At 46.0% G+C, this 1,378-nt stretch carries 1 protein-coding gene and 1 pseudogene; both read right to left on the reverse strand.

Annotated elements, in window-relative coordinates; translation table 11 throughout:
* Nucleotides 1-453 (reverse strand): annotated as a pseudogene (locus AACS05_RS00755) (hypothetical protein); the annotation flags it as partial.
* A gap of 74 nt (nucleotides 454-527) precedes the next feature.
* Nucleotides 528-1,292, reverse strand: a complete 765-nt coding sequence (locus AACS05_RS00760; protein ID WP_223307046.1) for a F4 family fimbrial subunit — start codon at nucleotides 1,290-1,292, stop codon at nucleotides 528-530.
* Nucleotides 1,293-1,378: the final 86 nt, after the last annotated feature.

The raw sequence follows: 1,378 nt of genomic DNA on the forward strand, positions 1-1,378 counted from the left end.
CCCTGTAGCTAATCCCCCAGCCGAAAGATTTAATTTCAATGAGCCAATTTTATTATTCTGCTCATCCTTAATAGGCAGGATCATATACCCTTTACCATCGCCATCGGAGGTGTCCTGCTCAAGACTCACCTTATTATTCTCGTAATCTGTAAATGCAATATTCGGAATAGCGCCCATACCAGCAGACGCGGTCATTGCCTCGACCGTTTCACCGTACAGCAGACCTTTTGGGCTATCCATGGTAATGGTTAGCTTCTTCATATCCTGCTCCAGATCCGAGATATTATGCTTGAAGCCATTGAGATCCGTACCCACTTTCCATCTCCAGAGCTGGCTGTACTCTTCAGGTTTAATGATGCCTCCAAAATCAAGCTCCTTTGTAATATCCCCGTTAGTCCATGCAAGTGCCGGGGCCGAAATTACCGCCGCAATAAATAAAGCAATCTTCTTCATTTCAAATCCTTTCTTACTGGTAAGATACAACAATGTTCAGAGGCGCTTTCCACTGGGTTTCTGTTGTTACTGCATTATTGAAGGTGGCCTCCAGCGTCTGGCCTGCTGACATCCCCCATCGCATACGCTGCGGATACAACTTTTCGGTCAGTGCTGACCATTGTTTCTGTGGTTTTGGCGCCCTCGTTAACTGCTGTCAGCGAACTGTCAACAGCCTGAATTTGCTGTACCAGCTCTTCACGACCCAGGCTGCCAAATACAGAGGTTGTTTGTGCTGCGAATGCTGCGGATTCAAGCACCGAATCAGAAACCAGGCCACCATAGAAAACTTCACTGTCCTGGGTAGCATCCAGACTGTGTAGATCAATCGCTGTGTCGCCCTGCTTTGCCACAACACCTGCTGCTGTTACATTCACACGCAGGGTGCCGATTTGATCTTCAGCCTGCTTAGTTTTGACAGGTAATTCAAAATAATGGGCACCGGCAGTTGTTCCCCCCTGCAGTGTTACTGCTGTACCTTTGTAATCACTGAAAGTGATTTTAGGCACAGCTCCAAGACCAGCTGCTGGGGTTGAAAATGCCTGTGCAGTTTTCCCTAAAAGGATTGGTTTATCCTCAGAAACCTGAATCACCAGTTTTTTCCCGTTACTGCGTAATTCATTGGTCGAATGCTCAAAATTGTCGAAGCCGTCGCCCGATTTCCAGAACCACTTACCTTTATATTCATTCTTTTCAATCGTCCCCCCAATATCAATGCTTCCATTGAAATCGCCCGTAGTCCATGCGAGTGCCGAGCCTGATGCCATAGCCAGGCACAATGCAATAATATTTTTTTTCATCTTAGCTCCATATATGAATATCAGTGGTGTAATAACCATAAAGTCATCTTCTGCACAATGCAGGTATACCTAATGACTTTGTGCTT

It is taken from the genome of Citrobacter sp. S-77 (genome assembly GCF_963864895.1).
Taxonomy (GTDB): Bacteria; Pseudomonadota; Gammaproteobacteria; order Enterobacterales; family Enterobacteriaceae; genus Citrobacter; species Citrobacter murliniae.